17 protein-coding genes and 3 pseudogenes are annotated in these 24,559 nt (G+C 62.0%); 4 read left to right on the top strand and 16 right to left on the bottom strand.

The window, feature by feature from the left end; translation table 11 throughout:
- Positions 1-175: 175 nt before the first annotated feature.
- Both PQQ95_RS31895 and PQQ95_RS31890 read right to left on the bottom strand, forming a co-directional pair.
- The gene (locus tag PQQ95_RS31895) at positions 176-652 is read right to left on the bottom strand and encodes a hypothetical protein (protein ID WP_408445055.1); all 477 of its coding nucleotides are present in this window, start codon (positions 650-652) and stop codon (positions 176-178) included.
- Between the two features lie 90 nt (positions 653-742).
- A pseudogene (locus tag PQQ95_RS31890) lies at positions 743-922 on the bottom strand (lipid II flippase family protein); the annotation flags it as partial.
- Between the two features lie 745 nt (positions 923-1,667).
- Here PQQ95_RS31890 and PQQ95_RS31885 point away from each other — a divergent pair.
- Positions 1,668-2,570: pseudogene (locus PQQ95_RS31885) on the top strand (IS110 family RNA-guided transposase); the annotation flags it as partial.
- Positions 2,571-2,754: 184 nt separating this feature from the next.
- Here the strand turns inward: PQQ95_RS31885 and alr are convergent.
- The 12 genes from alr to PQQ95_RS31825 form a co-directional block, all read right to left on the bottom strand.
- Positions 2,755-3,951: an alanine racemase gene (alr, locus tag PQQ95_RS31880; RefSeq protein WP_408445052.1), complete on the bottom strand. Its 1,197-nt coding sequence runs from the start codon at positions 3,949-3,951 to the stop codon at positions 2,755-2,757.
- A gap of 19 nt (positions 3,952-3,970) precedes the next feature.
- A complete protein-coding gene (locus PQQ95_RS31875) occupies positions 3,971-5,821 on the bottom strand; it encodes a hydantoinase B/oxoprolinase family protein (RefSeq protein WP_408445049.1) in 1,851 nt (616 codons plus the stop codon).
- Entirely contained in the window at positions 5,818-7,941 is a 2,124-nt protein-coding gene (locus PQQ95_RS31870; protein ID WP_408445047.1) for a hydantoinase/oxoprolinase family protein, read from the bottom strand. Before PQQ95_RS31870 ends, PQQ95_RS31875 begins: the two co-directional genes overlap by 4 nt.
- A gap of 69 nt (positions 7,942-8,010) precedes the next feature.
- The gene (locus tag PQQ95_RS31865; protein WP_408445045.1) at positions 8,011-9,180 is read right to left on the bottom strand and encodes a porin; all 1,170 of its coding nucleotides are present in this window, start codon (positions 9,178-9,180) and stop codon (positions 8,011-8,013) included.
- Positions 9,181-9,369: 189 nt separating this feature from the next.
- Positions 9,370-10,203, bottom strand: coding sequence for an ABC transporter ATP-binding protein (locus PQQ95_RS31860; protein WP_408445042.1), 834 nt, complete (start codon positions 10,201-10,203; stop codon positions 9,370-9,372).
- Positions 10,193-11,035: an ATP-binding cassette domain-containing protein gene (locus tag PQQ95_RS31855; protein ID WP_408445040.1), complete on the bottom strand. Its 843-nt coding sequence runs from the start codon at positions 11,033-11,035 to the stop codon at positions 10,193-10,195. Before PQQ95_RS31855 ends, PQQ95_RS31860 begins: the two co-directional genes overlap by 11 nt.
- Complete coding sequence (locus PQQ95_RS31850; RefSeq protein WP_408445038.1) at positions 11,032-12,003, bottom strand: ABC transporter permease; 972 nt, start codon at positions 12,001-12,003, stop codon at positions 11,032-11,034. The genes PQQ95_RS31855 and PQQ95_RS31850 overlap by 4 nt, the downstream gene beginning before the upstream one ends.
- Entirely contained in the window at positions 12,000-12,935 is a 936-nt protein-coding gene (locus tag PQQ95_RS31845) for an ABC transporter permease (RefSeq protein WP_408445035.1), read from the bottom strand. Before PQQ95_RS31845 ends, PQQ95_RS31850 begins: the two co-directional genes overlap by 4 nt.
- Positions 12,936-12,942: 7 nt before the next feature.
- Positions 12,943-14,508, bottom strand: a complete 1,566-nt coding sequence (locus PQQ95_RS31840; protein ID WP_408445032.1) for an ABC transporter substrate-binding protein — start codon at positions 14,506-14,508, stop codon at positions 12,943-12,945.
- A 143-nt stretch (positions 14,509-14,651) separates the two neighbouring features.
- On the bottom strand, positions 14,652-15,323 hold the full coding sequence (locus PQQ95_RS31835) for a cysteine hydrolase family protein (protein WP_408445029.1): 672 nt from the start codon (positions 15,321-15,323) through the stop codon (positions 14,652-14,654).
- 191 nt (positions 15,324-15,514) lie between these two features.
- Positions 15,515-16,597 (bottom strand): LacI family DNA-binding transcriptional regulator, encoded by a 1,083-nt coding sequence (locus PQQ95_RS31830; RefSeq protein WP_408445027.1) that lies wholly within the window; start codon positions 16,595-16,597, stop codon positions 15,515-15,517.
- 234 nt (positions 16,598-16,831) lie between these two features.
- The gene (locus tag PQQ95_RS31825; protein ID WP_408445025.1) at positions 16,832-17,737 is read right to left on the bottom strand and encodes a LysR family transcriptional regulator; all 906 of its coding nucleotides are present in this window, start codon (positions 17,735-17,737) and stop codon (positions 16,832-16,834) included.
- A gap of 98 nt (positions 17,738-17,835) precedes the next feature.
- Between PQQ95_RS31825 and PQQ95_RS31820 the strand changes: the two genes are divergently transcribed.
- Positions 17,836-21,435: an indolepyruvate ferredoxin oxidoreductase family protein gene (locus tag PQQ95_RS31820; RefSeq protein WP_408445022.1), complete on the top strand. Its 3,600-nt coding sequence runs from the start codon at positions 17,836-17,838 to the stop codon at positions 21,433-21,435.
- Positions 21,432-21,878 (top strand): annotated as a pseudogene (locus PQQ95_RS31815) (aminotransferase class IV); the annotation flags it as partial. The gene PQQ95_RS31820 and the pseudogene PQQ95_RS31815, both read left to right, overlap by 4 nt.
- 79 nt (positions 21,879-21,957) lie before the next feature.
- Here the strand turns inward: PQQ95_RS31815 and PQQ95_RS31810 are convergent.
- The gene (locus PQQ95_RS31810; protein ID WP_408445073.1) at positions 21,958-22,074 is read right to left on the bottom strand and encodes a group II intron maturase-specific domain-containing protein; all 117 of its coding nucleotides are present in this window, start codon (positions 22,072-22,074) and stop codon (positions 21,958-21,960) included.
- A 312-nt stretch (positions 22,075-22,386) separates the two neighbouring features.
- The gene (locus PQQ95_RS31805; protein ID WP_408445019.1) at positions 22,387-23,136 is read right to left on the bottom strand and encodes a GntR family transcriptional regulator; all 750 of its coding nucleotides are present in this window, start codon (positions 23,134-23,136) and stop codon (positions 22,387-22,389) included.
- Positions 23,137-23,346: 210 nt separating this feature from the next.
- On the opposite strand from PQQ95_RS31805, the gene PQQ95_RS31800 reads away from it, so the two are divergent.
- Positions 23,347-24,525 carry a mandelate racemase/muconate lactonizing enzyme family protein gene (locus PQQ95_RS31800; RefSeq protein ID WP_408445016.1) on the top strand — a complete coding sequence of 393 codons (1,179 nt, stop codon included), beginning with the start codon at positions 23,347-23,349 and terminating at the stop codon, positions 24,523-24,525.
- Positions 24,526-24,559: the final 34 nt, after the last annotated feature.

Here is a 24,559-nt window from a genome sequence, read left to right as displayed (position 1 = left end):
ACGTCCCAAACTGGCCGAACGCCGTCCGATAGATACCTCGATGGATCGCTGACTGCACCCGGTACACGCAAGGCATAAACCGACCCACAACGGCTGGTCAGTTTTCCAGACAATGGACAGTCGCACGTCGTGAACAACCGTTAAGTCACGATCATCGAGAGAGGACTTGCGGGGATCAATGCACCAGCACGCTCCGACACGCTAAGCCGCTTGCTGCGCCGATGACGACTATTCCGACCATGGATTCGAGCGGGATGTGGGCGATGGACGCCAGCGTGATGGTGGAACAAGTCGATCTCAAGCAGTAATACGCGGACACTACCGACCACGCCACGGAAGAAAAGACGATGCCCATACCTACGAAGGCCGCCCAACTTCGTATCGTCCATTTCTGAATAGCAATTATGCAAAACACATAGATAGGTAGCAGGATCGGGGCTATCCCCACAAGCGAAATGACGCCCGCGATCAACAACGGGAACAGGAATGTCGCTGCAAAGAGATGATGATCGCGTGACGGCTCGTAACCATTCGCACGCAACCAGTTCACCAGAAAAATCGCCGCGACGGCCAGACTGCCAGCGAGGATCGCGACTATATAAGCCGCAATTGCGCGCTGGACAGTAATACGTGGATGCATTTGCTGCAGCATGCCGCTCCCTTTCGAGTGAGCGCGCCCCTTGCTCCCTTTCCCGAATGCCGAAATAGCCTCGACCGATCTGTGGATTGTCACCTATCTATCCGACCTCGTCGAACCAAAGATATCACCGTGCCACATATAGTTGATACCGCCACGGCGGAAAATGTAGAGCAAAAGGCGCTGCAATGAACGATTAACCTGGAAATGCTCGACGGCGCGACTGAAATAACGCTGGAACGTTGGGATCAGCAACGCGCCGTCCACGGCCGCCGCGACGGCTGACTAACGGAACACCACTCGTGGAATCTATATCACCGACCCAATGTTCGAACCATCTGCCCACGCCGTGGAATAGCGCCTCCTGGCGAATCCGCTGATTTTGCGTATACATCACCATAGTTACGCTGTGCGGGACCTTGATGGAAGCAGCAAGCACGTCGTTACCCACAAACCGCTTTGAAATCAGCAATCTGGAGGACGTTTTCGGAAGATATCGGAATTGCCCGGAAGCCATGTCTGGCGGAAGGCAGCCGATTCCAACAGTGGCCCGCAAAGTCCCGCCGGGTTTGACTCCCACTCTGCCTGACGATGGCCTACCCATCATCCTACCCATACAGCAAGGTCAATCGCCTGGACAGACCAGAAAATGCCACGCGGGCGCTTCCGATCCGGTCCTTGCGAACTGGCATCGAATCACCACCCGATCATTCCCACTCGACGGTCAGCCTGCGGGCGGGGTCCTTGCGTCGATGGCTCTTCCGTCCGATCAGGTAGCGACGATGCCGTTAGCGATACCGAAAAATCCGGTCAGCAGTTATCAGCTTTAGGGAGATTGCATCGGAGAATTCAACATGAATCTCCGTTCCATTATCGCGAACGTTGGGCATCCGAATACGACTTTTTCGCGGATACTGTCAGCCACATTCCAGCGCGGTCCTGGCAATGCTTGAACAAGCCGCGCCTCCAAACAGAAAGCGATACAACTCGCGCCGCAACAGTGGTGAGCGAAGTGCAGTGACTGCTCGACGGCAAGATGCTGCGCAACTGTGCTCCGAAGGAGTCCCACGCATCACCTGCCGCGATCGCTTCCATAAATGATGCCGCGGATGCTGAGGCAATCTGTGAAGCGGTAACGCGACCCAACATGCGGTTTGTGCCTGTCAAGAGCGTTGAGCACCAGGCGATCCTGGCGCTGCATCGGGTCCGGCAGGGTTTCGTTACCGCGCGTACCGCGCACGCCAATCAGATTCGCAGTCTGCTTGCCGAATACGGCCTGGTTCTGCCTCAGGGCATCAATCACCTGTTTCAGGATGTTCCTGAGCTTCTGGAAGGGGCCAGCAATGAACTGCCTGGTCCATTCCGGCAACTGGTCGCGCATCAACTCGAATATCTGCATGAACTGGACCGGCAGGTGGCTCTGCTCGAAGGCCAGATAAAGATCTGGCATCGGGAGAACGAAGCATGCCGCAGACTCGCCCGGATTCCCGGCATCGGCCCCATCACGGCCACTGCGCTGGTCGCCTCAGTAGGCGACGCCCGATGTTTTGCAAGCGGCCGGCAGATGGCGGCGTGGATTGGACTCGTGCCGCGTCAGCATTCGAGTGGCGGGAAACAGGTACTGCTCGGCATCAGCAAACGGGGAGATGTATATCTGAGATCGCTGCCGATTCACGGCGCACGGGCCGTAGCAAGCGCACTGAACCAGAAAACAGATTGCTCAGAGAGCCGGCTCGGACGCCTGCTCGCCCCGGCGCGCGCTTCCAAAACCTCCGCGAAAGAACGGGAGCAAGACGCTGAAGGGCTGATCTTGCTGGGCTGCCACTATTACAGCGCGGACGCGAGATCTCACTTTCAGAAATGGGTGGCTGGAAAGGGTATTGAACGATATGTAATCGTCAGCGCCAGGAGAAAGTCCGTAGTCGAAGAATAAGCAGACGCTCGAATGTCCTGCTTGGCGTGATTCCAGTGTCCGGAACTGGCCGCACGCGGTCCGATGCTGAACCGGCGACGGAGGTTGTCGTCGATCCGACGGCATTCGGCAGAAGTCGACCCGTCCTCGCCCTTCAGGTCAGCCGCCTTCGCCGGCAGGTTCTGATGCACAACTGCCATTCGAGTCAGTTTGGTAGGCGACAGGCACATCGGTTATTGCCCGGCAGATCCGTCGCTTTCACGCCGACGTGAGGCAGGCTCCTCACTAGCCGCGGGATCAACTCCATGACTGGCAGCCGCAGCGTTTCCGCCATCTCGTCGATCGTTATCGACTGGTCGCCGTCCTGACCCAGCAAGGTGACGACACTTCCGGTCCGGGCCTGCGCAATCTCCGTGATATCGATCACGGTATGCTGGAACGAGCGGCGCCCAAGAATGCGCGCCGCCTGTCCGTGCACCAGCGCGCGGCCCAGCGGCGGCACATGATTCAGCCCGTCCCAGAAACCGATCGGCACTACGCCGATGCGCACGCCGCGTTCGAGCCGGATCGGTTCCGCATAGCCGATCCCAAGCACGGATCCGGCCGGATGCTCCTGAACGTGAATGATGCGCCCGCGCACAGCCCGCAACATCGGCCGCAGCGGCGCGCGCGCCATCCAGTCGGCGTCGAGCGCGCCGTATAGAAACCGCCCGGGGTCGACCGCCTGATACGCAAGATGCGGATGCGCCAGCATGACGCGCGAGCTCGCCAGCATCGCCGTTACGTTATCGAATCCCGCCGCGCGCGCGTCGGCCAGCGCGGCATCGAACACGCCGGCCTGCCGGCGCGTCACGTCATCGCTCTCTGGCGAACTCAGGTGCGTGTAGACGCCTTTGAGCCGCACGGTCGATTGATCGCGCAGTGCCTCGAACGCGGTTTGCCATTGCGACGGCAGAAAACCGAAGCGCCCGAAGCCCGGATCGATCTCGATGAACGCATCGACGGCCACGCCGGCATCGATGAACGCACGCAGACTTTCGTGACTCTGGATCGTCACCGTCAGTCCTAACGCGGCGACCTGCGCAGCATCCTCCGGCAAGGTCGCGGCGAACAGCAGAATCTCGCGATCGATGCCTGCGTTGCGAATCGCCACGCCCTCTTCCGGACTACCGACGCAAAAGCCGTCGACCCCCGCTTGCGCCGCGAGGCGCGCTACCTTCGCGGCACCGAAGCCGAATCCGTCGCCCTTGCAAACGAAGTAGATTTTCGTAGCCTGTCCCACCTGTTCACGCGCGACCGCGAGATTCGCCGCAATGGCGCCATAGTCGAGCTCGGCCCAACTGGGGCGCAGCAAGCGCACGCGTTGCGTGTCGACGACCGACTCGATAGTTGAAGCGGACATAGATAACGCCCTGTCGTGGTCAGAGTTTGCCGATAGCCGCAGCATCGGCACCGGTCGATTGCAGGAACAGCGCCTCCTGCTTCGCGACGCGCTCCTGCCCGGAAAGCGTCTGAAGGCGCCCACGCATCTCGGCGGTGCGCTGCCCGTCTATGTCACGCCGCGCGCCTTCGAGTACGACGCCGTACACTTCGCGCGCCATCTGCTCCGTGATGCGGTCGTCCAGCACGTCCTCACGCACGGCTTCCGGCGCGCGCGTCAACGGATCCCCATGGCCCGCACCGCCCGCCGCGATATGGCAGAAGCGATCGCCTTTGAGAAGCGCGGTCACGGTGCTCGGCATGGTCGGCAGCAAGGTGCTTTGACCGTCGCGGGTCAGCAGATTGAGCGACGGCGATCCGCTCAACCCGCCATGCGAACCCGACGGCCGATGCGCGCGCCGGTCCGAACGCAGCCCGAGCAACGCGTGGTCGCTGCGCAATTCATACGCGCGGCGCATGGCGAGGCCGCCGCGATGCCGGCCCGCGCCGCCCGAGTCGGTTACGAAGCCGTACTCAGTGATCTTGAGCGGCAGCCGTGCCTCAATCAGTTCGACCGGTTGGTTAGACAGATTGCCGAGCGGATTCGCAATGCCTTCGCAACCGTCATTGCGACCGCCGCCCCAACTGCCGAGCACGCCGTCGGTAATCAGCCAGTTGCCGCCACGCGCGCCGCCCTCGCCATCCGGGTTGCGCCCGGAAATCGACACGACCGACGGCCCGCCCTCACCCAGCGCCGGAATCGTATCCGGCACGATCTGCGCAAAGGCACCTTGCAGCACGTCGAACATCCGGTAAGCGATAATCCCACGCGCCGCGCAAGCGGCCGGTTCCACCGGATTCACAATCGAGCCGCTTTCCGCGTAGACCTCCACGGGCCGCGAAAAACCTTCGCAGTTCGGCACATCGACGCCGATCGCGCAGCGCACCGCCGCATACGCGACCGATTGCGTGGTCGCGAACGGACCGTTGATCGCGCCCTGCACCTGCGCATCGGTCCCGGTCCAGTCGATGCGGATCGTGTCGTCCGCCACCGTCACCTTGACGCGGAACGCGATCGGCACGGGCGTATCGCCCAGGCCGTCGATAAAATCTTCATACCGGTATTCACCATTGGGCATCGCGCCGATGGCCTGGCGAGTCAGGCGTTCCGCATAATCGTGCAACGCTTCGACCAGGCGTCCGAAACCATCCGCGCCGTATTTGTCGAGCAACTGCACGAGCCCGCGCTCGCCGGCCTTGCACGAGGCCACCTGCGCGCGCAGATCGCCGCGCAACTGGCCCGGCATGCGCGAGTTCGTTTCCAGCAGCGTGACGAGCGCGTCGTTGACAGCGCCCGCATCGCACAGCTTCATTAGCGGAATCCGTAAGCCTTCCTGATAGATTTCCGTCGCGCCGATCGCCATGCTGCCCGGCGCCATGCCGCCGATATCGGCGTGATGGACAATGGTCGCGACATAGCCTTCGATACGCGACGCGTAAAACACCGGCTGAATCAGATACACGTCCGGCAGATGCATGCCGCCCGACGTGTACGGGTCGTTCATGATGTAGATGTCGCCGGGCTTGCCGGCCGTGCCGAAACGGCGCACCACGTTGTCCATCGCGGCCGGAAACGCGCCGAGGTGAATCGGCAAGGTCAGGCCCTGCGCGATCACGCGGCCGGTGCGGTCGAACACCGCGGTGGAGAAGTCCATCGAATCGCGCACGATCGGCGAATACGCCGTGCGCAGCACGACAAGCGCCATTTCGTCGGCGATCGAGCCGAGCGCGTTCTTGACGATTTCAAGCGTGATGGCATCGGTGCCCGCGGAAGCGGCCTGCTGGGTAGTCATACGGATTGCTCCAGAAACGTGATGACAATGTTTTCGTGGGCATCGACGCACGCGCCGGCATTCGGCGGCACGACGCAAGTCGAGTCATACTCTTCGACGATCAACGGGCCGATCATCGGCGCGGCGCGCAGATCGGCACGCGAAATCACTGGAGTGTCGATAAAGCCATGGGTCTTACCGAAATACGCCCGGCGCCGCAACGGCGCGCGCGCCCCTGATGAACTCGCCCGGCTGCCGCCGGCGCGTTGCGCGTCGTAGGCGTGGTCTTTCTGTGAGCGCAGCGAACCGACCGCGCGCAGATTGACGAGTTCGATCACCTCGTCCGCGGATGCATGTCCGTAGGTGCGTTCGTGTTCCGCATGAAACGCGGCGGCGATCGGCGCAATGTCGAGCGGCTGACCGGCATGCCATTCGATCGGCACAGTCAATTCGTATGCCTGACCTGTGTAGCGCAAATCCAGCGCGCACGTCACGGCGATATCGTCGAACGCGTTACCCTCCGCCGTCATGTCCGCCGTGGCCCGCGCCACCAGGTCTTCGAGCGTGTTGCCCAATTCCACCGCGGCCGAATGATCGAGGCGGCAGAACATCGTCTGCATGAACTCGTGTTGTGTCGATGAGAACAGCAGGCCGAGCGCGCTGAACACGCCGGGGCTCGGCGGCACGATGACCGTCTTCATGTCGAGCAATTCGGCGATCGCATGCACGATCACCGGGCCATTGCCGCCGAAAGCGAATAAGGCGAATTCGCGCGGATCGCGGCCGCGATACGTCGACACGGCTTTCACCGCGCGCGTCATCGTGGAGGCAGCGATCGAGAAAACCCCATAGGCGGCTTCGTACAGATCCGTGTGCGTCGGCTCGGCGATCTGCGTACGCATGGCCTCGAGCGACTTCTGCTGGTTGATGCGCAACTCGCCGCCGGCAAGGAACGCCGGATTCAGATAGCCGAGTGTCAGCACGGCGTCCGTGAGCGTCGGAATCGTGCCGCCCGCGTCGTAGCATACGGGCCCGGGCACCGAGCCCGCCGAATCCGGGCCGACCTTGACGAGTCCGCCCGCGTCGATTCGCACCAGACTACCGCCGCCCGCGCCGATCTCCGAGACGTCGATGAACGGCAGCTTGACCGCGTGGCCGCCACCCTTGACGAGCTTGCTGCTGACGTTGATGCCCGCACCGACCTCGTATTCGGTGGTGCGCGCCGGCTCGCCCTTCTCGATGATGGCCGCCTTCGCCGTGGTCCCGCCCATGTCCACCGTAATGCAATCGGCGTAACCCGATGCGGCGGCGACCGAGGCGCCCGCGATCACGCCGGCCGCCGGCCCGGACTCGATGATCGTGGCCGGCTTCTGCATGACCATGGCCGCGCTCATCACGCCGCCGTTCGAATGCATGATCTGCACTGGGCCGGTCATGCCGATGCCGCGCAGCTTGTCGATCAGCGAATGCAGATAGCTGACCACCACCGGTCCGAGATACGCGTTGACGACGGTCGTGCTGGTGCGTTCGTATTCGCGGATCTCCGGCAAGATTTCGTGCGAGCAGGTCAGATAGACGGCGTCGCCCAACACGCCGCGCAGCAGATCGCGGATGCGGATCTCGTGTTCGGGATTCGCATACGCGTGGATCAGACTGATCGCTACCGCTTCGATTTTCTCGTCGGCGATACGTTGCGCGATGTCCAGCACCTGCTTGTCGTCGAGCGGCGTGTCGATCGAACCGTCGGCGAGCAGCCGTTCGTCGACCTCGTAACGGTGCCGGCGTTTCGCGAGCGGCTCCGGCTTCTGATACGCGAGGTTGTAGAGCATCGGCACGCGCAGGCGGCCGATCTCCACCACGTCGCGAAAGCCGCGCGTGGTGATCAGCGCCGTGCGCGCGCCTTTGCCTTCGAGCACGGTATTCGTGGCGATGGTGGTTGCATGAACCAGCTCTGTTATCTGGCGCGGTTGTGCGTCGAGCGAGGCCAGCAATGCCTGCAAACCCGCGACGATCGCAATGCCGTAGTCCTGGGGCGTGGACGAAACCTTTCTCGTATGAATCACGCCGTCATCGCCGATCACGACGATATCAGTGAAGGTCCCGCCGATATCGACACCGGCCCGGTAAAGTCTTTCAGTCATTACACACCTTGCTTGTTAGTCGATGCGGCGCAAACGCGTTGCCGCTTTGCGCCGGTCAATGCAGCGCTGCTAGAACTTGTGCACGAGTCCGACGCTGACCACGGTCTGGTTTTGCCCCGAAGACGGCAACATGGTCTGAATCTGCGAGGCCAGCAGGCCGTTCGAGGTCGCCGGCAACGGTCCGCCCGTGGGTCGCGGAAAGCCGCCACCCGCCGCGCGCAGATAGATCACCTCGGTATAGATGGAGGTGCGCTTGGAGAGGAACTTGTCGACCAGCAGATTGACCTGATGCCAGTGCACCTGCGTGGGTCCGCCCGGACCGCCGGTGATGTTGTCGCTCGTGTAGGTGTAGGCCATGCCGAAGAACAGTGTGGGATCGAGCGTGAAACGCGCATTCGCTTCATAGTTGTTGAAGCGGTAGTTGATGCCGCTCGTCAACGTCGTGCCGACGTTGTTGTAGATCGCATTGCTGTACATCAGGCTCAGCTTGGCCGGTCCGATCACATACGACGCACCGATGCCCGCAATCTGTTCGCGCCTGGACGTGATCGGCGCATCGCAGCAGGTGATCGCGCCGTTGGTGTTCACGTTCGCCGTGGTGTTCACGCCCGGTTCGTCGTAGAGCGAGTACGCCGCTGCAATCGAAAAAGCGCCCTGCGAATAGATACCGCCGACCGACCACATGCGATTGTTCGCAAAGGCGCCGGGCGCGTTGCTGAACGCGTACATCGCCGTGCCGGTGAAACCCTTCAGATTCGGCGAGACGTATTTGACCGAGTTATTGACGCGCAGATAGTCGTCGGTGTTGTCGTTGTCGTACGGATGTGAAAACATCACGCCTCCCCAGGCACCGTTGGACGTCATCGTCTGCAAGGTGCCGACAATCGCATCGTACTGGCGGCCGAACGTGAGCGTGCCGTAGTCCGGATTCGAAAAACCCACGAAGGCCTGGCGTCCGAACATGCGGTTGTTCTGACCGAGCGCGCCGTTGACCGGGTTAAAGCCGTTCTCCAGCGTGAAGATCGCCTTGGTGTTGCCGCCGAGTTCTTCGGCGCCTCGCAGTCCCCAGCGGCTGCCGTATTCGCCGTTGCCGGTCAGCTGCACCGCGCTATGGCCGCCCTGATTCGACGAGTAAGTGATGGCCTCGTTGATGATCCCGTACAGCGTGACTGAACTTTGCGCATGAACGAGACCGCTCCCGCCCAGCAGAGCCGCCATGATGAATAACTTTTCCTTCACCGCTCTTCTCCAAACAAGGAATCGCGCCACCCCGGTCGGCTAGCGATCGATTGATGATAGCAAATGAATCGATTCACCATTGGGCTAAAGAAATATCCCAAGGTGGGCCGGCTCACTGCTTGACCCGGATCTTTTTCTCTACTGCTCGGACCGCCTCTCCTCTGTCGACCAGAGTTAGTGCTTTAACACTTACTCTGGTCCCATCCCTATGGGGCGCCGGCCGATGCCTTTCGGGATCGCCGCCAGCAACTCCATCGTGTAGCGCTCGCGTGGTTCGAACAGCACCTGATCCACGGCGCCCGCTTCGACGACACGCCCTTCCCGCATGACCACCGCACGCTGACACAGCTCGCCGACCAGCGCCAGATCGTGGCTGATCACGACCAGCGAGACACCGGCGCTTTGATGAAGATCGCGCAGCAGCCGGATGATCTCCGCCTGAATCGATACGTCGAGCGCGGAGGTCGGTTCATCGGCAACGACCAGTTCCGGACGGCGCGCGAGCGCCCGCGCGATGCCGACGCGTTGGCGCTGACCGCCCGACAGTTGATGCGGATAGCGCGCCAGCACGAATGCCGGCAAACGCACCATGTCGAGCAATTCACGCACCGGCACGCCGTCGTTGCCAATTGCTTCCGCCAGCGTCGTGGCAATCATCTTGCGCGGGTTCAGCGAATTCGTCGTGCTCTGGAACACCATCTGCACGCGCTGACGAAACGTCGCGTTCTGCGCGCGGGTCATTGAGTTCAGCGCGTCGCCTCTGAAACAGATCGAGCCGGTGGTCGGTGCAGTGAGGCCAACCATCATGCGCGCGACAGTCGATTTGCCGCTGCCGCTTTCGCCGACGATAGCGAGCGCGTCGCCCTTCGCCACCTCGAGCGTCACGCCCGACACGGCATGAAAGCGGCGCCGGTTGAACATGCGCTCGAGCGGGGAACGCGCCAGCGCATAGGATTTTCCGACCTCCCGCAGCGCGAAGATCGGCTGCGCGGCCAAGGCGGCATTCGGCACGTTAGCGGACATCGCGGGGCTCCTCAGGTTGATGACGGCCCGCAGCACGCGTAGCCGGCAAACGCGGAATGCTGGCGATCAGATGCCGCGTGTAGTCGTGCGAAGGCCGCAGAAAGATGTCCTCCACCGGGCCGGCTTCGACCACGTACCCCTGTTTCAGCACGACGGCGCGCGAACACAATTCCGCCATCAGGTCGAGGTTGTGCGTGATGAACACGAGGCCGAGATCCATCTCGTCCACCAACGTCCGCAGCAATTCGACGATCTGCGCCTGCACGGTCACGTCGAGCGCGGTAGTAGGTTCGTCCGCGAGCAGCAGCGCCGGCTCGCAGACAATCGCGGCGGCAATCATCGCGCGCTGCTTCATGCCGCCGCTGAGTTCGTGCGGATACGCGCGTTCGGTGGTGCGCGGGTCTTTGAAGCCGACGCGCGCGAGCACGGCCTGCACTTCGTCGCGTATCGCGCGGCCGCGCAGCGGACGGTGGGCGCGGATCACGTCGGCGAGTTGCGCGCCGATCGTGAAGGCGGGGTTGAGCGCCGTCGCCGGATCCTGAAAGATCATGGAGATGCGCCGTCCGCGCAATGCCCGCATGCGTGCCTCGGACGCACGGCCCACGTCTTCGCCATCCAGCATGATCCGGCCGCCGCTGATGCGCCCCGCGTTGCCAAGCAAGCCGAGCACCGCCAGCGAGGCGACGCTCTTGCCCGAACCCGATTCGCCGACGAGACCGACCGCTTCACCGCGTCCCACCTGCAAATCGAGTCCATGCAACACTTCGGTCTGCGTCTTACCCGAACCGAACGTGACGCGCAGGTTCTCAATCGACAGAAGCGCTTCGTTCATAGCGACGCTCCCGGCACATTCACCGCATGCGCATTGCGCCGCCGCGGATCGAGAATGGTGCGCATCGAGTCGCCGAACAGATTGAAGGCGAGCACGCTGACGAACACCGCAGCGCCCGGGAACACCGATACCCACCAGTTGTCGGTGAAAATCAGTGCGCGTGCGTCGGAGAGCATCGCGCCCCAACTCGGCGTCGGCGGTTGCACGCCGAGTCCAATGAAACTGAGCGACGCCTCCACGATGATCGTCACGCCGAGCAGCAACGACGCCTGGATCAGCACCGGCGAAATGATGTTGGGCAAAACGTCGGAGAACATGATGCGCGCCCCGCTCGCGCCTTGCAGAACCCGTGCGGCGACATACTCCGCTTGCGACTCGGTCTTCGCGAGACTATGAGTGAGCCGTGCAAGACCCGGCGCATAGAGCACGCCGATCAACAGCACGAGCTTGGTTTCATTCGAAATGGCGAGAAATCCAACATGCAGCGTATCAGTGCCGGTAATGCCGACGAGCGCGATCGCCCAGATCAACAGCGGAATCGACGCGAGCACTTCCATCACTTTCATCAGCGTCTCGTCGAGCCAGGAGCCGGCCTTGTAGCCCGCCACGAGGCCGATGCCCGTGCCGAGCATGAGGCCGATGGCGACCGCGCACAGTCCGATGGACAGCGACGCGCGAGCGCCCCAGATCGTGCGGCTCAAAATGTCGCGGCCCACCTGGTCGGTGCCGAGCCAGAACGCCGCACTCGGCGCTTCCAGGCGATGTTCGATATAGAGCTGCAGCGGGTCTTTCAACGGCAGCCACGGCGCGCACACTGCGATCACGCCCAGTAGCGCAATCGTCACGAGACCGATCGCACCGGCCGGTTCGCGCATCAGCGCGCGCAGCAAGTGGCCGGCCGATGCAAGCCATGTGCCGAGCGCAGACGGTTTGCGTTGCACGTTGGGTAGGGATGAATCAGCCATCATGTTCGGTTCGCCTTCGGGTCGAGATAACCGTGCAGTACGTCGGCGCACGTGTTCGACGCGATGAAGATCGTCGTGATCACGAGCACGATGGCCTGCACGGTCGGATAGTCGCGCTGGAAGATCGCCGTGAGCAACGCACGCGAGACGCCCGGCAAATTGAAAATCTGCTCCACGATCAACGCCCAGCCGAACATATAGCCGTAACTCATCGCGGCCGTGCTCACCAGCGAAGGCAACGCGTTCTTCAGCGCATACAGGCGAATACGCGACGGCGACAAACCGAGCGCTCTGGCGGTCCGCACATAATCCTGCGAAAGTGCGTCGACCATGTTCGCCCGCACCAGGCGGCTCAACACGGAGATGTAGTACACCGACATCGTCAGTACGGGCAGCACCAGTGCGAGCAGATGCGACGCCATGCCGTCCGACCAGGGCGTGAGGCCGCCCACAGGAAACCAGCCGGTCTTCAAAGCGACATAGCGGATTAGCAGCAACCCCAGCCAGAACGACGGCACGGATAAACCGACGATCGCCACGGCTCGCAGAAGATGGTCCGTGCCGCTGTTCTCTTTCAGTGCTGCCACGGTGCCGAGCACGATCGACACCACGATCGTGAACACGAACGACAGCGTGACGAGCTCGATGGTATTCGGCAACGTATCGGCGATTTGCGGGCCGATCGGGTTGCCGGTCGCGTACGACTTGCCGAAGTCGAGCGCGAGCGCACCGTTCAGCCAGCGGCCGTATTGCGCGGCGACAGGCCGGTCGAGTCCGTATTGATGATTGAACGCGGCAATCTGTTCGACGCTGGCGTCGCTGCCCAACGTCAGGCGCGCGGGCGACACGGGTGTCGCGCGACACATGGCGAATAGCAATGCGCTCACGACAAGCAGCACGAGCATGGAGGAAAACAGCCTCGAAACGGCTTTCATATCGACCTCATGCCTTCGCGAGATAAACGTTGTCGAGCTTCAGCGAGAAGCCGGTGTTCACCTGGAAATCCTTGACGTTGCTGCGCCACAGGTTCTGCACTTCCAGTGCGCCGATCCAGACGGCCGGACAGTCGCGCGCCAGCACCTGTTGAATTTTCGCGAGGATCGGCTTGAGCGCGGCCGGATCGTCGACCAGATAGCTGTCGTCGATCAGTTTCAGCAGTTCGGCGCTTTCGTAGCCGCTCGCTTTCCAGAGACTTTCGGTTGGCCGGAACAGCGCATTGAGCAGATACGTTGGCTCCGGTGGCGCGATGAAGCCGGTCAAAGCCGCAGCGTGGTTGCCGACTAGCACCTGTGAGATCATCTGCCCGAAATCGAGCGGGCGCAGATTGACGCGCACACCCAGCGACGCCAGTTGCGCCTGAATGAACAGCGCCGTCGACGCTGTATCGATCAGATACGCAGGCTGCACGTACAGCAGATCGAACGATGCGCCGCTCGCATACTTCGAGCTTTTCAACGCCGCTCGCGCCTGGTCCAGATTGAACGCCAGACTTGCGGCCGAGCCCGCGTCATACCACGAGGACTCTGGCGCGAACGGCATGCTGCTCGCCTTCACCGCGCCGTAGCACAGATCGCGGCAGACCTTGACCCGGTCGAGCACGAGCGATACCGCACGGCGAAATGCCGGATCGTCGAACGGCGCCTTGCGATTGTTCAGACACATCATCAGCGGGCTGGTCGGCGAGGGCCGGCTGTCGCCCGCGAGGCCCGCCGACGTGCGGATCTGCGCGAACGTCTGGGCCGGCGGCGCGCTAATGATCTGCGTCTGGTCCGACATCAGCGACGCAAGCCGCGACGATTCTTCCGGAATGATGCGGAACACTACCTTGTCCCAATGTGGCTCGCCCCTTCCCCAGTAAGCAGGATTTCGCTTCAACTCGACAAAGTCGTTCGCCTTCGACTGCACGAAGACTGCGGGGCCGGTACCGACGCCGATCGGCGTCTGCCTGAAATAGTCAGCCGGGTGTTGCTCGCGGCTGCCTACGGGGAAAATACCCATGTACTTCGACATGTAGTCGAGCAACGGCCGGTAAGGACGCTTGAGGCGGATCACGGCGGTGTGCGCGTCCGGTGCGCTGACCGATTCGATCACGGTCCAGAACGGGCGGCGGAACGCTTTGTTCGCGGGATTCAGCACGTAGTCGAAGCTGTATTTCACATCGGCGGAGGTGAACGGCTGGCCGTTCTGAAAACTCACGCCGCGCTGCAGATCGAACGTGTACGTGAGTTTGTCCGTCGAAATGGTCCATGCGCGCGCCAGTTGCGGCACCCGTTGGCCGCGCGCGTCGATGCCGACCAGATTCTCGAAGATCAGCTGGTTGATCGCCATCACGTCGTGATTCGGCTGGTTGATCGGATCGAGCGTTTGCGGATTGCTCGGAATGGCGACCGACAGCACCCCTGCTTCGGCCGCGAAGACGCGGCCTTCGAATGCGAACGGCAGGGAAAGCCCCGCGATGCCCGCGGCGCCCGCACGGAGCACTTGTCGACGCCTGCTGCTGAAAGTCATGAAATCCTCTGTTTTTTCAATGCCGCCCGATTCGCCATTTTTCGTGAATCGATTCACAGACAATAGTGAGGTTGGTGCGGCGAGTCAACTTTTCAAAAATATCGGAAACCCTGGCTGACGGATCAGAACGCGCTGCTGCTGGCCTAGGCGAGCAACAACGAGGCATCGGCGAGCGACAGCACCGTCGTGCGCGAATCGAATGCCGTGGAAAAAAGATGATCGTGCACAACCTGATCCGGGTCGTAACAGCAATCCTTGACGGTATATAAGCGAAAGTCCGCGTCGCTCGCATAGGCGACCGACGACAGCACAACACCTGTCGACGCAATGCCGACCATGATCAGCGTGTCGATACCTTGGGCAGAAAGCCGCGCCTGCAGATCGGTACCGAAAAACACGCTCACACGATGCCCGATAATGAGCGGTTCGCTGGTCCTCTGGCCGAGTTCCGGCGCGATTTTGTCGTCGATGAAAAGACCAAGTTGCTTGAGCCCTTGCCCGTTCTTGTTCAACGGGCTGACTTCCGGATAGCCCGGACTGAACTGGATCTTGGCGAAATAGATGCTGACGCCTTTGGCGCGCGCGGCATCGCACAACTTGCTCGTGTTGGCGAGCAGCGTAGGCGCGACCGATGGGAAAAGCCCCAGGATGTCGGTCTGATAATGCATCACGACAAGCGCCGTTTGCGTCGGCACGATCGCCGGCAACGGCGCACCCACGCTCTGCGCGGACGCGGCGCTGATTCCGCCGTCTCCGCAGCCATCGAGACCAAGACCCGTCGCCACCGCACCTGCCAGCACACCTGCCGTTTTCATAAACCGTCGACGGCCTGCACCGCCTTCCTTGCTGTTCTCCTGCCTCGACTGTAACCCGTTTTTTCTGTCGCCCATATTGCGCCTCAGATTTGGTGAATCGATTCATTTACGGTACACACGCAATGTCGGCGGCGAAAAATCCGCTGTCAAGCGACTTGGCGGTCGGATAAACCCTGGGGAATCGAAGCCGGCTAACGCTTTTTTCGGCGTGCCAGGCCGGGAGGCGCCCCGCACGACTCGCGCACGATCATCCGCATGGGGTGTTTCGAGCGGCGAATGCCGGATGGCGCGGAGCCGTCGATCAGCTGCAACATCATGTCCGCTGCTTCGCGGCCGACGTCGCGCGGGCTTTGCGTCACCACGGTCAACGCCGGCGACGCGATGCCCGAATACTCGTGCTCGCCGATGGAAATCACCGACAGGTCGGCCGGGATCGACAGCCCGGTTTCCCGCACCACTTCGAGCACGATGGCCACGTCGTTCAGCGTGGCGATGATGGCGGTAGGTCGCCCGCGGCCGGTGAGCAGAGCACGGCAGACATCCTTGTCAAACGCACTGGTACGCAGCACGAGCGCCGGATCGGGCGCAATGCCGGCCACCTCGCACGCGGCCTGATAGCCACGCACCATCTCGCGGCCCACCCAAGTGTTTTCGTGGCCGGCCACGAGCGCAATGGCGCGATGCCCGAGCGAAGCGAGATAGCGCACGGCCTGACGACAACCGTCGGCGTGATCGGTCAGCACCGAATTGAATTCGCCTTGGGCATCGCGCTCCCATAGCACGACCGGCATATTCAGGGTATGCAGGAAGTTGAAATAGGAAGGCGTCTCGTCGTCGGAAATCGCGCCGATGAATCCGTCGATGCGGCGCTGCTTCAGGCTCGACAGAATGGCCCGTTCGCGCTCGAGATCGTAGTGGGAATTGGCGATCAGAATCTCGAAACCCCTTGCCCGCAGACGTTCTTCGGCGGCGCTCACCATCTGTGCGGCGGTGTGCTGCGTGATGTCGGAAATCAGGCAGCCAATCGCGCTCGAACTGCCTTTGCGCATGCTGCGCGCCACCACGTTCGGCACGAAATTCAGCTCGGTCATCGCGGCGCGCACCGCCTCCTGAATGGCCGACGCCACATTCTCGCGACCGTTCAACACGCGCGACACCGAGCCGACCGACACCTTCGCGAGACGCGCGACGTCCTGCACGGTAGGCGAACCCTGCGGGGATTTTCGGCTGCGCAATGCAGGCTTGACGGGTTTGCTGGCGCTCTCTTTGGGCATGACGGAAGGCGAAAAGGTCGTCGATCGATTCTCAATGAATCGATGCATCGGGGCGATTATAGTGCGTCCCGGCTCCCGCCGATGGCGACGCGGCTTTGCGACGGGAATTGGCCGCCGTCCGTGCATAGGGGAAACGATTGTCGGGCTATGCGAAAAACAGATACGCCTGGGGATCAACAGCTTCAGTCCAAGGCATGCCGCGTCATGCTCGCCGGGGCTGCTCATGCCCTGCTTTCAACTCCCGCATGCATGAATGAGGAACTGCTGAAACGCCACCGCCGGCGTATCCAGCGTTGCGCCCTTGCGCCACAACATGCCCGCATCCATTTGCGGAATCGCATTGAGAATGGGCCGCGCGTCGATCCGCTTGCCTTCCAGCGACCAGGGGCGAAATACCATGTCGGACAGAATCGTCACGCCGAAACCATGCGCGACCAGACCGCGCAGCGCTTCCATTGAACTGGTGCGAAAGGCGATATTCGGCTCGACGTCGTTCTGCTTCCAGTAACGCAGCGTCGACTGCTCGCCTTCATCAACCGTAATCAAGATGTACGGATAGCTCGCAATATCCGCGAGCGAAGGCGTATTGAGTTGCGCGAGAGGATGAGTCGGCGCGGTCCACAACTGCCGGCGCGAGCGGATCAGCACATGGTGGCGGAAACGCCTGATATTTTCGACATTGGACAGCAGAACGACCCCGAGATCGACGTCGCCGGCGAGCACGGCCTGTTCGATCGACTCGCGATCCAGGTCGTGCAGATCGATCACGATGTCGGGATACGTCGCGCGAAAACGCGCCATCAGCTCGGGCAGGAAATAGCCCAATACCGTATACGACGCCGCCATACGCACGGTCCCTTTCAGATCGTGCGAGCGGAACGGCGCCTTGTAGACCGCGTCGCGTACCGAGTCGAGTATGTGTCTCGCGTGATTCAGAAAGTCGTGCCCGTCCGGCGTCAGCGTGACGCCTTGAGGCAGGCGTTCAAAGAGCCGCGTACCCAGGGTTTCCTCCAATGCGAGCACCGCATTGGTAATCGCCGATTGCGACACATGCTCGGCCGTTGCCGCCATCGAAAACTGCCCATTCTGGGCTGCCGCCACGAAGTAGCGCATCTGCCGCAAGGTAACGTCTTTTGACATGTGTTTTTCGAATAGCAGGATTCGGTATTCGTGATTTTACGTTGGAAATTCCGCTTCCTATACTCCGCCTCTAATAAAGCCGCCCGGAGACGCCCCCCATGAACGCCCCGCTGACGCCGCCACTACGTGACGCGCTTGCCTCCGTATCGCTCGACGACAAATACACCCTCGAAAAAGGCCGCGTCTATATGAGCGGCACTCAGGCGCTGGTGCGATTGCCGATGCTGCAGAAGGCGCGCGATCGCCGCGCCGGCCTCAATACCGCGGGCTACGTGTCCGGCTATCGCGGCTCGCCGCTCGGCGCGCTCGATCAGGGTCTGTGGAAAGCCAAGAAGCATCTGAAGGAACACGACGTCGTGTTTCAACCAGGGGTTAACGAGGATCTCGCCGCAACCGCGGTGTGGGGCACGCAGCAGCTCAATCTTTGGCCGGGCGCCAAGGTCGACGGTGTGTTCGGCATGTGGTACGGCAAAGGGCCGGGCGTGGATCGTACCGGCGATGTCTTCAAGCACGCCAATGCGGCCGGCACCGATCCGAACGGCGGCGTGCTGGTGCTGGCGGGCGACGATCACGCGGCCAAGTCGTCGTCGGTCGCGCATCAGTCGGAGCATATGTTCGTGGCGAGCGGCATTCCGGTGCTGTACCCGGCCAGCGTGCAGGAGTATCTCGACTACGGTCTGCACGGCTGGGCCATGAGCCGCTACGCGGGTTTGTGGGTGGCGATGAAATGCGTCACGGACGTGGTCGAATCGAGTGCGTCGATCGACATCGATCCGGAGCGTTTGCAGATCGTGCTGCCGGAAGACTTCGACATGCCCGAAGGCGGCCAGAATATCCGCTGGCCCGACCCGCCGCTCGCGCAGGAGGCGCGTCTACTGAACCACAAGTGGTACGCGGCGCTCGCTTACATTCGCGCCAACAAGCTGAACCGCGTGGTGATCGACAGCCCCAACCCACGCCTCGGCATCATGACCGCAGGCAAAGCGTACCTCGACGTGCGGCAGGCGCTCGCCGACCTCTCGCTCGACGACGAAACCTGCGCCCGCATCGGCATACGCGTGCTGAAAGTGGGTTGCGTATGGCCGCTCGATGCGCAGAACGCGCGCGACTTCGCAACCGGACTCGACGAGATTCTGGTGGTGGAAGAAAAACGCCAGATTCTCGAATACGCGCTCAAGGAGGAACTGTATAACTGGCGCGACGACGTGCGGCCAAAAGTGTTCGGCAAGTTCGATCAACGCGACGACGAAGGCGGCGAATGGTCCGTGCCGCGTGGGCAGACGCTGCTGCCCGCGCACTACGAACTATCGCCCGCCTTGATCGCGAAAGCGATCGCCCGGCGCCTCGCCAAGGCCGATCTCCCCGCCGATCTGCGGGCGCGGATCGAAGCACGCGTTGCGGTGATCGAGGCCAAGGAACGCGAGGCGGCCACGCCCCGCTCCGTGACGGAGCGGCAACCGTGGTTCTGTTCGGGCTGCCCGCACAATACCTCGACACGTGTGCCGGAAGGCTCGCGCGCACTGGCCGGCATTGGCTGCCACTACATGTCGATGTGGATGGACCGCAAGACGGAGACCTTCAGCCAGATGGGCGGCGAAGGCGTCGCGTGGACCGGCCAGATGCATTTCACGAATGAGAGGCACGTGTTCGTCAATCTGGGCGACGGCACCTATTTCCATTCGGGTCTGCTCGCGATTCGCGCTTCCATCGCGGCTGGCGCGAACGTCACCTACAAGCTGCTGTACAACGACGCGGTCGCGATGACCGGTGGCCAGCCGGTGGACGGCGTGCTCACCGTCCCGCAGATCGCGTTCCAGGTCGTCGCGGAAGGCGCGAAGCACGTGCTGATCGTGACCGACGAGCCGGAGAAATACGACGCGAACATTCGCCTGCCAGAAGGCGTGAAGGTGTATCACCGCGACGAACTCGACCGCCTGCAGCGCGAGTTGCGCGAGATAACGGGCACATCGATCCTGATCTACGACCAGACCTGCGCGACCGAAAAACGCCGGCGCCGCAAACGCGGCACGTATCCCGATCCGGCGAAGCGCGCCTTTATCAACGATGCAGTGTGCGAAGGTTGCGGCGACTGCTCGGTGCAGTCGAATTGTCTGTCGGTCGAGCCGCTGCAAACGCCGCTCGGCACCAAGCGCAAGATCAACCAGTCGTCGTGCAATAAAGATTTTTCGTGCGTGAAAGGCTTCTGCCCGAGTTTCGTCACGGCGGAAGGTGCACAGTTGAAAAAGCCCGCCAAACCCGCGCCCTCAGCCGCGTTGCCCGATTTCGCGGCGCTGCCTCGACCTTCGATAGCCTCGCTAGTGAAGCCGTACGGCGTGCTGGTGACAGGCGTCGGCGGAACCGGCGTCGTGACCATCGGCGGCTTGCTGGGCATGGCGGCGCACCTCGAAAACAAGGGCGTCACCGTGCTCGATATGGCCGGGCTCGCGCAGAAAGGCGGCGCCGTGCTCAGTCACGTGCAGATCGCCGCGGCGCCCGAGCAATTGCACGCTACGCGGATTGCGGCCGGTGAAGCGCGCCTGATTCTCGGCTGCGATGCGATCGTTTCCGCTTCCGCCGAAGTGCTGGCCCGCACGCAACGCGGCATCACGAAGGCGGCGATCAACAGCGGCGCCACGCCGACCGCGCAGTTCGTGCGGGATCCCCAATGGAGTTTTCCGGCTGATCAAACGCAACAGGTTTTGCGCGCGAGCATTGGCGACGACTGCGACTTCATCGACGCCAATCGTCTCGCGCTCGCGCTGTTGGGCGACACGCTCTATGCCAATCCCCTGTTGCTCGGCTTTGTCTGGCAACGCGGCTGGCTGCCGCTCGGCTACGACAGCCTCGATCGCGCGATCGAACTGAATGGCGTGGCCGTCGAAAAGAATCGTCTGGCGTTCGAATGGGGACGCTATGTCGCACAACACGGTGAAGCAGCCGTGGATGCCTTTACGCCGCAACCCGCAAAACAGCAGGCCATTGTCGTGCAGATGCCCGAATCGCTGGACCGGCTGATAGAGCGCAACGTCGAGCGGCTGAGTACGTACCAGAACCCTCGTTATGCGGCCCGCTATGTCGAAGCGGTCGAACGGCTGCGCACGAAGGAAACGGCGGTCATGGGCTCGGCAAAACCGCGCCTTACGCCGGTAATCGCGCGCAATCTGGCAAAACTGATGACCTACAAGGACGAGTACGAAGTGGCCCGTCTCTATGTGGACCCGGCTTACATGGACAAGCTGCGGGCTCAGTTCGAAGGCGAGCCGGGCCGCAATTACAAGCTCGCGTTTCATCTCGCGCCGCCGTTGCTCGCCAAACGCGACGAGCACGGCCATCTGAAAAAGCAGCGATTCGGACAATGGACCCTCACGATGTTTCGCGTGCTCGAGAAATTCAGGTTCCTGCGCGGCACGGCATTCGACCTATTCGGCAAGACGGAAGAACGCCGCAGAGAGCGTGAGTTGATCGCTCAGTACTTCGCCTTGGTCGACGAATTTTGCGCAACGCTCGACGCAGCCCGTTTCGATGCCGCGATGAAACTCGCCAACCTGCCGGACGAAATTCGCGGCTTCGGTCATGTCAAGGAGCGCAACGTGCTCGCTGCGACGGCTAAACGCGAACGCTGGCTGGCGGAATACCGCACCGATGCAACTGGCAAGCAACTCTATTCATCTTCTCAACTTATCGAAAAAGCATTATGAAATCGACAATGCATAATCGTGATGGCGTGATCTGGCTAGACGGTGAACTGGTGCAATGGCGCGATGCGCAACTCCACTTTCTGACGCATTCGCTCCACTATGGCATGGCCGTATTCGAAGGTGTCAGGGCATACGAGACCACTGCGGGTCCAGCGATCTTCCGCCTCGACGACCACACGAAAAGACTTTTCAATTCCGCGAAGATCTTCGAAATGGCTGTGCCCTTCGGCATGGAGACGATTCGCGAGGCGCAACTGGAAGTGGTGCGCCGCAATCAGCTGACAGCGTGCTATCTGCGTCCCCTCGTATGGCTTGGCAGCGAACAGATGGGCCTCGGTGCACGCGACAACACGGTCCACGTCGGCATCGCCGCGTGGCCCTGGGGCAGCTATCTCGGCGAGGAGGGACTCGCGCGCGGTATTCGTGTCAAGACGTCGAACTGGTAAAAAAAGGGATGGGCATCGACCCGCAGCTCCTGAGCAACCGGGAGAAGACGACGCTGGTTGATGCCCTGAAACAAACCTATCCGCTATCAGAGCTGCTATCTGTCCTGAGGATGAAGCTGAGGCACTCGCTGGAATGTCTAACAGCGAAGTACTTCACCCAACCGCGTAACACCGGATTGATTAGTTCTACCACCCGATCCACCGGCTGCGACTGGTATCGCCGGAACACCTCTTTGCACTTGCGCAATAATGCCGTCCGCTTCTTCAGCTTGGGCGTGTAGTGCGCTCGCCACACGTGCTTCTTGACGCCGCGGAGTCGACGGAAGTCGAATTCCAGAAAGCCGAAGCTCTCTGCGCGGTCCCGATCCACTGTGCGACTCTTCTCTTCAGGCTTCCTCCGCAGCCTGGGGACGGGGAAGTCCCTTCCATTCTCTAGCCGCGTGATTGTGAACTTCGCGTTTTCATTATTCTGTGCCTTGGATCGAGCACGGTCCCGCCAAAAACTTCAGGTATCCTCATTAGCACCAATCCAGCGCAATTCACTCAGGTAGTCATGAGTTTGAGTCGACGCCCATGAACGCCGGAACTCGACCGGCGCGCCTTGCAGGTCGAACGCCACGCGAATACTCAGCAGCACCGGCTGCCCCGCCGGAAGACCGAAGTCTGCGGCGACATCTTCAGGGAGCGCACAGGCCTGCAGGCGATCTTCGACCCGGCTCACCGACACGCCGCACTGCTGCTCCAGAAACGAATACACGAGGTGAGCCGGGGCATCGTCGCTTCCCCATTCCTTGCCGCCCACACGTGCATACGGGAACGCGATCGACTCCAGCACCAGCGGTGTCTCGCCGAGCGAACGAAGCCTGCGCAGCCGATAGACAAGATCCCCCGCTTCGAGACGCAGCGCGGCACGCTCGTCGTCTCGGGCTGCGGCCCGCTCGCGCAGCAGGATCGTATCGACCGGCAGGCGGCGCATATCGTCACGCCGGTCGACGAGACGGTAGAAACTCGTAAACGCGCGCTCGTTGGTGGCTCTGGCGACAAACGTGCCCCGCCCTCGCTGGCGGACGACGAGGCCCTGGCCGCTCAGCACGTCGAACGCTTTGCGCACGGTGCCGACGCTCACCTTCAGCTCTTTGGCGAGCGCTTCTTCGCCCGGTAGCAACTGCCCAGGCATCCATTCGCCGCCAACGATTCGTTCACGCATGTGGCGCGCAAGCCGGACGAAAGCGGGACTCAGATCAAGTTGGGTCATCGTTTAATTCTATAGAGAATATAGAAATAACACTACAGAATTTGATTCCCAACGCATCGGCGGATACCTAGAGTTGAGCCTTGACGAGCGTCGCTGCCATTGGGCTGCGGCCCGGCACTACGTCCACCCGCGTCGATTGACCGGCGTGGGTATCGGTGCATGCACAACGACTTCCCATCACCTCATCAAGGCCGCTGGCTGGATCCATCCATGAAATCGAGTATTCACCGCATCACCTCTGTCGAAGCGCTACACGTCGGCCAGTTTCTCTACGCCCGGATCCGCACGGAAGCCGGGTTGACCGGTTTCGGCGAGGCGGGCTCGTGGGGACACATCGAGGCGGCGAAAGCCGCCCTCGAAAAGTTCGGCGAATATCTGGTCGGCAAGGACGCCAACCAGATCGAGCGGCACTGGAACGTGATGCAGCGCTTCTCGCATTTTCGCGGCACCGCGGTCAACGCGGCCGTGTCGGCGATCGACATCGCACTCTGGGATCTGCTCGGCAAACGGCTGCAGGTTCCCGTGTGGCAACTGCTCGGCGGCGCGTACCGTGACCAGCTGCGCGTGTACGGTCACGTCTACGCCGAAACGCTCGACGAAGTGCTCGCGGATTGCCGGCGCTTGCGCTCGGAAGGTTTCACCGCAATAGGCCATATCAACCCGTTCCTCGACGAGCCGGAAGGCGATGTTTATTTCCGCTCCTTTGCCGGCAAGGTGCGCGACGCGAAGGAGCGGGTAATGGCCTTTCGCGAGGCAGTGGGACCGGACGTCGATCTGCTGATCGAAATGCACCGCCGTCTGAATCCCGCCGAAGCGATCGCGATCGGCCAGGTGCTGGAACCGCTCACGCCGATGTGGCTCGAAGACCCGCTGCGCCCCGAGTTCTACACGCAGATGACGACCGTCGGTCACGCGATCCGTGTGCCCGTCGCGACCGGCGAACGCTTCAGCACGCCAGCCGAATTCCATCTGCAACTGGCGGGCGGCGGGGTACGTTATGCGCGCACGTCGGTCTGCGTGTGCGGCGGGATCACCGGCGCGAAGAAGATCGCCGCACTCGCGGAAGCGCAGAACGTCGACATCGCGCCGCATAACCCCCTGTCGCCGATCAGCCTCGCGGCGTGCATGCAGGTGGCCGCTTCAGTGCCGAACTTTGCGATCCAGGAATACCCGACCGGCTTCGAGAACCTAGTGCTCAAGTCCGGGCAGAATCTGCTCGGCTCGGATCTCGTCAAGAATCATCCGGTGCCGAAGGAAGGCTTCATCACGGTGCCGGACGCGCCGGGTATCGGCGTCGAACTGGTGGACGACGTGGAGCATCGCCGTGCGCCGTTGCACCGGCCGGTGTCGATGCGCAGCACGATCGACGGCGCCCCGCTCGATCAATGAAGCAGGCATCGGGACGCGACAACGCGAAACGTCC

It is taken from the genome of Paraburkholderia caffeinilytica (assembly GCF_046030355.1).
Lineage (GTDB): Bacteria > Pseudomonadota > Gammaproteobacteria > Burkholderiales > Burkholderiaceae > Paraburkholderia > Paraburkholderia caffeinilytica_B.
Note: the sequence above shows the minus strand (reverse complement) of the source record. Positions and strands in the feature narration are given on the sequence as shown.